Raw genomic sequence first — 9,241 nt, 5'->3', positions numbered from 1 at the left:
TTTTCCGGGCCCGGCAGCGTCTGGTGCACCAGCGCACGGAACTGGTGAATGCCCTGCGTGCCGTTCTGTATGAATTCGGTCTCGTCGTGCCACAGGGGATTGCGCATATCAGACACATTGAAGCCATGCTGGATGAGGCGGTTCTGCCAGAGGCTGTGAAGCAGGAATGCCTTGATCTGCTGCGACAGATTTCGGAGCAGAGTGTGCGGATTGATGTCAGAACAAAGAAGATCAGGATGCTTGCCCAGGAAAGTGAAAACACCTGCAGATTGCAGAGCATGCCTGGAGTGGGTCCTCTGACCGCTCTTGCGATTGAAGCTTTTGCGCCTGACCTGCAGAGCTTCCGGCGCGGGCGCGACTTTGCTGCGTGGCTGGGGCTGGTGCCCCGTCAGTTCTCATCTGGCGGAAAGGAAAGGCTGGGGAAGATATCAAAAGCCGGGCAGGCTGATATCCGCAGGCTTCTCATCATGGGCGCCATGACCCAGGTGAACTGGGCCAGCCGTAAGGCCCCTGCACCGGGAAGCTGGCTGGCACGGATGCTGGCCCGCAAGCCCCGTATGCTGGTAGCCATTGCGCTGGCCAACAGGATGGCACGAGCCATCTGGGCCATGGCAACAAAACAGGAGGATTATCGGGATCCGGCCCTGTCCGTGGCAGCCTGAGCGATGGCTCGGCTCCCGCGGATGGAACCGGTAGGGGTGTGAGAGGGCGATGACCTGAATGGGCGCATGATCGTCTGATCCGGATCGGAAAAACCAGTGGATTTCTCTGTGCTTTAAAGCACGCCTGTGAGATTTGGATCTGATCCGCTGATCACCATACTGGCCAGTGGCTTCTGAAAGGCCACATCAACAGGCCTTACAGAAGACCGCACACGATCACACGTCAATATGGGTCAGAAAACTCTTGCATAACGGACGGCAACCATATGTGGACGGCTCCCCCTTGCAAGGGGCTAGGCAAGAAAATGATCGGATCTTTGCTTCCATATGTCCGGCCTGTTGATGCGGCCATAGGGTCGCTGGCCAAGATGGCTTCCGCAGCGTGAGCCCCAAACACAGAAGCGGTCTTTGATGACCACTGGTTGCCACGGGTTTTCTCACGCCATGGATCGATCGATCACACCATCTGCTCTATTACTTGCAAGCCACGACCTCAGCTCGGCACGAGAGCGTCAAATGTCAGCGCATCGTGCCAGGCTAAGCTCAAACAGCAGCTGCGCCGGGTTGCTGCAGAAGGCGCTTATAGTGTTCGCCGCTGACCATCAGTTTCCAGGCAATCCGCGCAATCTTATTGGCAAGGGCCACCGCTGCGAGTTTCGGTTTTTTGCGCTCCAGCAATTCACGTAACCAAGATGAGGCATTCTTCCCATTGGTCCGCCGGGCATGCGACACGACTGCGGTCGCGCCAACCACCAGCGTGCTTCGCAAGACCTCATCGCCAGCGCGTGTGATTCTGCCAAGCCTTGTTTTTCCACCGGTTGAGTGATCCCTGGGCGTCAATCCGATCCAGGCCGCAAAGGCTCGACCCGATTTGAACAGATGCGGATCAGGCGTTTTCATCATCAGCAGCGCTGCGCCGATCGGGCCAACGCCCGGAATTTTCGCAAGACGCTGACTGCATTCGTTGGCGCGGTGCCATGCCATCACCTTGCCCTCAAGCTGTTCGATTTCACCTTGCAATTCAGCATATTCCTTTGCGTGAAGGGCAAACAACTCGCGCGTCAATGTGGGCAGGCTTTCGTCCGCAGCGATCCGATCAAGGAGTGCCTCAATCCGGCACATGCCTTTGGGCGCCGTGATCCCAAACTCGGCAGCATATCCCCGGATCGTATTGGCGAGCTGTGTGCGGTTCCGGATAAGTCGTGCCCGCATTCCAATCAGCATCAACGCTGCCTGCTCTTCCTCGCTCTTGAGCGGGACGAACCGCATTGTAGGCCGACTCATCGCTTCACAGAGGGCTTCCGCGTCGGCGGCATCGTTTTTCCCGCGCTTGACATAAGGCTTCACGAGCTGCGGCGCGATCAGCTTCACTGTGTGTCCCAGACACGAGAGCACCCGCCCCCAGTAATGGGAGGCGCCACAGGCCTCAATCGCGATTTCAATCGGGGGCAGTTTCTCAAAAAACTTTACCATCTCCCGGCGGGATAGCTTCCTGCGCAAAACAGGCTGCTCCTTCGCGTTTACACCGTGCAATTGGAAAACACTTTTTGACGTGTCCATGCCAATACGGATAATTTGTTCCATGGGTGGCCTCCTCTGTGAATTCTGCAACGACTTCACCTTGGCACATCGCGATGCCGTTGGGAGCCGTCCACCCCATCACAGAAGAAATCCGATACCGTGCCGGAAGCCGTTCAGCAAACGGTTCTTCCGCACTTTTCGTGATGGGTATCTTGTACTGAGGTTCCGGAACTGGGAAATCCAGAAAGTCGTTCACTTTCATGGATATTCCCCAGTGTCACGCCTTCGGTCTCTTGATCTTCCCCGTTCCCTCGTCGTTCGTCGTGTTGTTGCACTGGATAACAGAGTGGAGATCGAAGTCGGTCTGCGAAAACGGAGTGCAGTGTGTCCGGACTGTCAGTGCCCGACACAACGCATTCACAGTTTCTATCAGAGAAAACTCGCGGATCTTCCATGGCAGGGCCGTCCAGCCACGCTGATCGTTTCTGTGCCGCGCTTTTTCTGCCAGACGATGCTTTGTCCACGTCGGACGTTTGTCATGCCCCTCGAGGGGATAACCGTGCGTCATGGCAGACAGACCACACGTCTTGCCGATCTTCATTATTATATCGCCCACACCCTGGGCGGTTCCGCTGGAGCACGAATGACCGTGCGCCTGTGTTGTCCCATCAGCGCGGATACTCTTGTCCGCCGTCTTCTCTCACGTGTGCAGAACACCACAAAAGGCACGGCCCTTACACGTGTGGTGGGGGTGGATGACTGGGCATGGCGGCGGGGACATCACTATGGAACGATTGTGGTCGATCTTGAGAAAAATGATGTCATTGACCTCCTGCCAGATCGGGACGCTGATACCCTTGCCCGATGGCTGCAGGTCCACCCCGGTATTGAAATCATTGCCAGAGACCGTGCCGGTACTTATGCAGACGGATGCCGCAGAGGCGCACCATCCGCTCTTCAGGTGACAGACCGCTGGCATCTGCTGAAGAACCTGTCAGACGCTTTTGTCAGCATTCTGGACCGTTTTACGACGACTGTCAGGACCCTGACACGACAGATGAACGTATCAACGGTCGTAAGCAAAATATCTGAAACAATCAGAGCGCATCCAGAAGAGGCGCAGGCGGTCGTCAGGTCAGCCTCTGGGGAACGGCGTGACATTCTTTTCAAGGAAGCTCTTGCCCTGAAAGCAGCGGGACACAGCATTCAGGCTATCGCCACAACGATCGGGGTAGAGAGAAAAACCGTGCGGCGCTGGTTTCAGCGGGGCCATGCACCACCATGGAAAAGAACGGTTCCGTCACGCAGCATACTCGTGCCTTACACAGCCCACCTGGAAAAGAGATGGTCCGAAGGATGTCGCAATAGTCGTCAGCTATGGCGGGAACTCCTGGAGCAGGGCTTTGCAGGACAATATGGCACCGTCTGGAAATGGGTGGCGACGCGACAGGGATGTTCCGCGAAACCCGTTCCTTCCGCGCATGTCGTTGCACCTCGGGGACGCAGACTTGCGCGGCTTCTTCTCGCAGAGGATCCGTTATCTGCCGGACAGGAGGGACTGCTGGTTCCTGCCCTTCTGGAAGCTGAACCGCACCTTGCCGTCACACTCTGCTGGCTCAGGAAAATGCAGACCCTGCTCTGTAAAAGGGGTGACACCTGCACGGGAGGCGATCTGAAGGCTCTGCTGGAAGAAGGAAAGACGACGCTGCTGTCACGTCTGATTCCCGCGCTTGAACGGGATGCGGCTGCCATTGAAGCGTCTCTTGTCACACCTTGGACAACCAGCCCGGTTGAAGGACAGATCAGCCGACTGAAAATGATCAAGCGAACCATGTTCGGAAGAGCAGGCTTCGAACTCCTCAGGGCGCGTGTCCTTCAGCCCGCATAATCAAAAAACATCATCACGAAAAGTGCGGAAGAACCCAGTTCTCAGTGAAAATCAACACTCCAGCGTCTCGGTGACGCTCTCCCCCAGTTTGCTCAGACGATCGCTGCCACAGCACGGACACTGTGTCGGTGCGGGGATGACGACCCGCTCGCGCGGCAGGTCGGCACGCAGGGGCTGGCGTCCCCGGTTGCTCCGGGGTGCTGTCGTGCGGACGGCGGGATCCGCCGCATTTTCGGGCGCGTCCTCGGCGAGCGTCGTCTCCAGTTCTTCCAGTTCGAGTTCGAGCTGGGCCAGCAGGCGGCGCCCCCGCTCCGACGAGGTGCCGAAACGATCCTGGCGCATCCGCGCGATAAGATGTTTGAGATGGGCAACCTGCACTTCGGCGCTGGCCGCACGGGCTTCCGCGACCTCGGCACGCGCCTCGGCAGCGGCAAGTGCTGCGCGCAAGGCGATGATGTCGTCCGTGTCTCCCGTCATGAAGGCAGTTGATCACATGGGCGCTCAAAAGGGTACCAGTATATGCTGACCTGGCGCGGTTTTTATTATCCCGCCAGTTCAGGTCTCCATGTTTTCTGCGGATTGCGCCAATCCACACCCTCCAACAGACAAGTCAATTGTGACGGGGAGAGATGGATCGCTCCGTCCTTTGCCGAAGGCCACAGGAAACGCCCGCGTTCGATCCGCTTCGCATATAAGGAAAGGCCGATCCCATCGTGCCAGATCAGTTTCACCAGGTCGCCGCGTCGGCCCCTGAAGGCATAGACGTCACCCGCGAAAGGGTCACGACCCAGTGCTTCCTGGACCTTCAACGCCAGCCCGGGCATCCCCAGGCGCATATCGGTCACGCCAGCCGCCAGCCATATCCTCAGCGTGGAAGGAAGCGGGATCATGATCGTAGTGCGCCCACAATCTCACGCAGACGATCAGCGGACAGCCCTGTGTCGAACTCCAGCCGCACACCGTCCGGAAAGACCAGGCTGACGGCTTGGCCGGACAGCGTTCCCTGTTCTCTCCGACGCTCCAATGGCGGCGGCTCGGGGGCCGGGGCCACCATGACAGGTATGAACGATGTCCCGCCTTTGGCCTGCGTTTTGGCCCGAGCCTCTCGCCGCCAGCGAAACACCAGACTTGGATGGATCCCATACTGTGCAGCCACCTCCCTTATGGGGCGCCGGCTCTCGTAGGACGCGATGACCACTCGCGCGCGAAATTCAGGGGCGTGCCAGCGGCGGCGATCCGAAACGATCTCGATCCGCGAGGCATCCGCCAGCCTGTCCCGCTCACCTGTCTCTCTACCGCTCCTTTGGAGCCTCTCTGCGGTACTACCTGCGACACTCGCAGGTAGTACCGCGTCCCTATCTCTTAAATCGTTCATGCTTCATAGCTGAACCAGACCAGAAATATTCAGCAAGGCGTCAGTCGCCGGGAGCTTACGTTGCAAAAGCAAGTCGCGATCGAAGCGCGCCATCCCGAGGAATAAGGCGACTGGCAAGGCGTAGCGCAGCGCAAGGCGACTAAACCCCTTTGCCTCCGCTATACTGAAATCCTTGCGAACACCTGCGGCAAATCCAAGGACGATGATGAAGATCACCGGGGCAATCGCCGTGATCAGAATGTTTATATTCACTAACTTCGCCTCGCAATCGGAACACCTTCGGGGAAATTGGACGCCTGTATCTCGACCGTCACAAAGGGGTAACAATGAATATCATCGTTACCCCCGAGAGGCTTAAATCTCGCGATAGCGGGGCTGATAGAGGAGCCCTTCGATCCACGCCCTAATGTCCGTCGGCCGTTCGACGCTCGCCATCCCAGTATCGAAAATGTACTCCGCAATACGCGTCGCCGTGGTGACCTCGGTCTGAAGAATGTCTGCCTGGAGAGGGAACAGCATTCCCTTATTTCGGGCCGTTTCATCCACTTGGTCCGCCGTGGCCCGTGCCGCTGCGATAAACATTCCATCCGTGATGCGTTCGGGACGCGTCGCGTAGACGGCTAGGCCGATAGCCGGAAATATGTAGAAATTATTGGCTTGGCCGGGGTGAAAGACCGTTCCTTCGCGCTCGACATCCGGGAACTGGACCCCGGCGGCATACAGGGCCTTTCCGTTGGTCCAGTTGTAAGCCTGTTCGGCAGTGCATTCAGCTTTGTCCGTCGGATTAGAAATCGGGAAAATGATCGGACGGTCATTGAGCCTGGCCATCTCTTCGATCACATCCTGTTTGAACGCGCCGCCGATCGTGCTCACGCCGATCAAAATCGTAGGCTCGAACGTCTTGACGACAGTCAGAAGGTCGTTCGTGGCGGCGGCATCGCGGGCAAACGGCTTCTGCCACGCATTGAGGTCCGTACGTCCACTTTCAATTAGGCCATTCACGTCCATTAGGCTGATGCGCGCACGGGCTTCGGCCTCGCTCAAGCCTTCCTCTTCCATCGCCGAAACGATCATGTTTGCAATGCCGATTCCCGCCGAACCCGCGCCGAAAAATGCGATCCGCTGATCGCGGAGCTTTTCTTTCTTGATCTGAAGAGCGGTGATCAATCCGGCAAGCACGATGCTGGCGGTGCCCTGAATGTCATCATTGTAACACAATATATTATCGCGATAACGCGCGAGAAGGCGCATCGCGTCCACGCCTTTCCAGTCCTCGAAATGCACGCAGACACCAGGGAAGACGTCGTTAGCGGCGGCGACAAAAGCATCGGCGATCGCGTCGATTTCTTTCTCCTCCGGCGGCTCCTCTCGCAGACCAAGATAGAGCGGGTCCGCGCGCAAGGAAGCGTTTGTGGTGCCGATATCGAGCAGAATCGGCAGCATGCAGCCAGGGGGAACACCGGCGCAGGCCGTATAAAGCTGAAGCTTGCCGATGGGAATGCCCATTCCATTGGCTCCGATATCGCCAAGTCCAAGAATGCGACCGCCCGTGCTCACACAGATAAACCTGACGTCCTTGACCGGCCATTCACGAAGAATGTCGACAAATTCGTCCTTCATGTGTCGTGTCAGATACATGCCCTTGCTACGCCGCATAATATGGCCGAATTTCAGGCATGCCTCGGCAACCGTGGGATCATAAACAATCGGCACGAAATAGGATGGATCTGACATCAGGGTATGAAAGAAAAGCGTCTCGTTGCGATCCGCCAGAGACGCGAGATAAATGTACCGCTCGATGTCGCTTGGCTTGACCGCAAGTTGATGGAGTACACGTTCGAGCTGACGCTCGATCGTCTCGATCGCAGGCGGCAGAAGCCCACGCAATCCGTAACGGCGGCGTTCAGCGTCCGTAAAGGCCGTTTCCTTGTTCAGTTCCGCGTTTACAAGGATTGCCTTACCTGTGAGGTTATGTTCGATCATTTTGGATATTCCTCCACGTCAGATTTTGCGATTGCGGCGCCCCACGCGTAAGGCCGCCGGCGACAAGCAGGCACGACCGTGCCCAGAACGCCTATTTCGCCACGTAAGTAGTCAGCATTTTCCTAGGATCGACGATCCGGTCGAATTCGGACGGCGACAGGTATCCGAGCTTCAAGGTTGCCTCTTTCAACGTCAGATCATGATCGCTCGCGTAATGGGCAATCTTCGACGCCTTGTCATAGCCTATTACGGGAGTCGGAACGGCATCCTGCAAATGCGTGCGTCCGATCTTGATGACATCCTTCCACCGCACGGCCTTTTCGTCGACGGACGCGCGCAGGGCGTCGAGCGCCGGCATCAGTCTTTTTTTGACCATTGTCGCCACAGCGACATGCATGGCGGTCGGAAACGTATCATTGGAGGATTGCGCCATGTTGACATGGTCGTTCGAATGAACCGGGCGCTTGCTGCCTAGCGGCTCACCAGCGATTTGACTGCATCGGTTGGCAATCACTTCGTTCACATTCATGTTGAACTGGGTGCCGCTTCCCGTCATCCATACGTGGAGCGGAAACATGTCTGCATGCTTTCCCGCGAGTATTTCGTCGCATACCTGCACGATCAGGTGGAACTGCTGATTCGTAAGGCGATTCTCACGATGGTTTACGTTCGCACAGGCTTTCTTTACTATTGCGTACGCATGGACCATTTCTTGCGGGACAAGATCCTTTCCGATGCTGAAATGCTCCAGCGATCGTTGCGTCTGAGCACCCCACAGCCGAGGAGAGCGCTGCCGATTTCAAAATCGTTCTTCTATCCATGTAATCAGTGCCTTTTTCACCATGACCGGCAATAATCGCCTCCGGCCGCTTCTAGTCGATGCCTGAGAAACAACCGGAGTCAGATCAACGTGTCGGTAATCGTGCGCCTGAAACGTATGATGCTGCGAGAAAGATGCTCAGGAGCCCAATTCGGCATCCTTCTCCATGGCGTTACGACGTCTGCATATCGCTCGGTCATGGAGACGGTCCGGCGCTGCTCGGTCCCTACCCATTCGGGAGCCCAGGCAGTCTGAACGTGGGTGATCCACTGATCACCCTCAATGCGGTAGCGACCGATATACGCCACCAGCGTTCTCATAAGGCTTGCGCGATCCGTGTCGCTGTGCGCCGGATGCCGGTCGCTACCCTCCAGGTTGAACGCAACCCATCCATCTTCGGTGAAAATCACGCGCCCCCTGGGGGTATTGCCCATAGGATTGAGAAGAGCGGAACTTCCTTTTTGTTCCACTTGGTAGGACACGAGTTCCCACGTCCCTATCAACCTTTGGCGCAACTCATCATTTTCGTGAATATCCTGATGTTGAGGAAGTCGGTGCAGATCCAGCATTCTCAAAAATCCTCTTCACGCTACTCTTATCGGAGATATTTTCGGCTTCCGATGGCGATATCGGAGCAATTCCTCATGTCAGGTAGGCGGCCGGGCGATCCAGGAATCATCGGCACGGCACAGTCCGACGTTGATACACGTGGAATCCCAAGTCAGTTTTTCAGGATTTTTCATGTTTCAGAGAGAACGAAAATCTCAGTTACGGAGGTTAATTTTGTTCGTCGTCAATTACGACGAGGCGTCGCCTAACCGCAACTAAATAAAGGCACAGGATACTAAATTCAGGTTTATCCAGAGGTGGTCCCCATTTTCCGGACAGGGCGATAAGCTATCATCTGGCCTGAACGAGGACGGGTTTTATGGGCAAGGTTACGCGGAAACGGTATGCGGCAGAGTTCAAGTCACGGGTTGCGCTGGAGGCGA

General features: G+C 56.7%; 11 protein-coding genes. 2 read left to right on the top strand and 9 right to left on the bottom strand.

Translation table 11 applies throughout. The features are described 5' to 3' along the window. The coding region (locus tag GOB85_RS17690; RefSeq protein ID WP_173579004.1) for an IS110 family RNA-guided transposase at window positions 1–662 on the top strand (662 nt) is incomplete at its 5' end. A 543-nt stretch (window positions 663–1,205) separates the two neighbouring features. On the opposite strand, the gene GOB85_RS17685 is transcribed toward GOB85_RS17690, so the two are convergent. Together GOB85_RS17685 and GOB85_RS19475 are read right to left on the bottom strand one after the other, a co-directional pair. Continuing rightward, on the bottom strand, window positions 1,206–2,222 hold the full coding sequence (locus GOB85_RS17685) for an IS110 family RNA-guided transposase (protein WP_228142503.1): 1,017 nt from the start codon (window positions 2,220–2,222) through the stop codon (window positions 1,206–1,208). Continuing rightward, a complete protein-coding gene (locus GOB85_RS19475; RefSeq protein WP_242011615.1) occupies window positions 2,119–2,445 on the bottom strand; it encodes a hypothetical protein in 327 nt (108 codons plus the stop codon). The genes GOB85_RS17685 and GOB85_RS19475 overlap by 104 nt, the downstream gene beginning before the upstream one ends. Before the next feature lie 12 nt (window positions 2,446–2,457). Here GOB85_RS19475 and GOB85_RS17680 point away from each other — a divergent pair, with 12 nt between their 5' ends. Continuing rightward, window positions 2,458–4,071, top strand: coding sequence for an ISL3 family transposase (locus GOB85_RS17680; RefSeq protein WP_081500468.1), 1,614 nt, complete (start codon window positions 2,458–2,460; stop codon window positions 4,069–4,071). A 51-nt stretch (window positions 4,072–4,122) separates the two neighbouring features. Here the strand turns inward: GOB85_RS17680 and GOB85_RS17675 are convergent, their stop codons facing one another. The 7 genes from GOB85_RS17675 to GOB85_RS17645 all read right to left on the bottom strand — a co-directional run bounded on the left by GOB85_RS17675 (window position 4,123) and on the right by GOB85_RS17645 (window position 8,818). Continuing rightward, the gene (locus GOB85_RS17675) at window positions 4,123–4,548 is read right to left on the bottom strand and encodes an IS66 family transposase (RefSeq protein ID WP_173578848.1); all 426 of its coding nucleotides are present in this window, start codon (window positions 4,546–4,548) and stop codon (window positions 4,123–4,125) included. Between the two features lie 65 nt (window positions 4,549–4,613). After that, window positions 4,614–4,961, bottom strand: a complete 348-nt coding sequence (tnpB, locus tag GOB85_RS17670; RefSeq protein WP_173578767.1) for an IS66 family insertion sequence element accessory protein TnpB — start codon at window positions 4,959–4,961, stop codon at window positions 4,614–4,616. Further along, window positions 4,958–5,446 (bottom strand): IS66-like element accessory protein TnpA, encoded by a 489-nt coding sequence (gene tnpA, locus GOB85_RS17665; RefSeq protein WP_173578814.1) that lies wholly within the window; start codon window positions 5,444–5,446, stop codon window positions 4,958–4,960. Before tnpA ends, tnpB begins: the two co-directional genes overlap by 4 nt. 3 nt (window positions 5,447–5,449) lie before the next feature. Further along, complete coding sequence (locus tag GOB85_RS17660; protein ID WP_173578813.1) at window positions 5,450–5,698, bottom strand: AEC family transporter; 249 nt, start codon at window positions 5,696–5,698, stop codon at window positions 5,450–5,452. Between the two features lie 102 nt (window positions 5,699–5,800). After that, a complete protein-coding gene (locus GOB85_RS17655) occupies window positions 5,801–7,429 on the bottom strand; it encodes an NAD-dependent malic enzyme (RefSeq protein ID WP_173578812.1) in 1,629 nt (542 codons plus the stop codon). Between the two features lie 91 nt (window positions 7,430–7,520). Next, window positions 7,521–8,165 (bottom strand): lyase family protein, encoded by a 645-nt coding sequence (locus tag GOB85_RS17650; RefSeq protein ID WP_338421814.1) that lies wholly within the window; start codon window positions 8,163–8,165, stop codon window positions 7,521–7,523. A gap of 164 nt (window positions 8,166–8,329) precedes the next feature. Next, a complete protein-coding gene (locus GOB85_RS17645; RefSeq protein WP_173578811.1) occupies window positions 8,330–8,818 on the bottom strand; it encodes a lipocalin-like domain-containing protein in 489 nt (162 codons plus the stop codon). Window positions 8,819–9,241 lie beyond the last annotated feature (423 nt).

It is taken from the genome of Acetobacter fallax (genome assembly GCF_011516735.1).
Classification (GTDB): domain Bacteria; phylum Pseudomonadota; class Alphaproteobacteria; order Acetobacterales; family Acetobacteraceae; genus Acetobacter; species Acetobacter fallax.
The sequence above is the reverse complement of the archived record's forward strand: the minus strand, read 5'-3'. Positions and strand labels throughout refer to the sequence as shown.

Excerpts from the sequence above, each read along its gene's own strand:
- GOB85_RS17685 (WP_228142503.1), bottom strand. The coding sequence starts at position 2,222 with ATGGACACGTCAAAAAGTGTTTTCCAATTGCACGGTGTAAACGCGAAG.
- GOB85_RS19475 (WP_242011615.1), bottom strand. The coding sequence starts at position 2,445 with ATGAAAGTGAACGACTTTCTGGATTTCCCAGTTCCGGAACCTCAGTAC.
- GOB85_RS17675 (WP_173578848.1), bottom strand. The coding sequence starts at position 4,548 with ATGACGGGAGACACGGACGACATCATCGCCTTGCGCGCAGCACTTGCC.
- tnpB (WP_173578767.1), bottom strand. The coding sequence starts at position 4,961 with ATGATCCCGCTTCCTTCCACGCTGAGGATATGGCTGGCGGCTGGCGTG.
- tnpA (WP_173578814.1), bottom strand. The coding sequence starts at position 5,446 with ATGAACGATTTAAGAGATAGGGACGCGGTACTACCTGCGAGTGTCGCA.
- GOB85_RS17655 (WP_173578812.1), bottom strand. The coding sequence starts at position 7,429 with ATGATCGAACATAACCTCACAGGTAAGGCAATCCTTGTAAACGCGGAA.
- GOB85_RS17645 (WP_173578811.1), bottom strand. The coding sequence starts at position 8,818 with ATGCTGGATCTGCACCGACTTCCTCAACATCAGGATATTCACGAAAAT.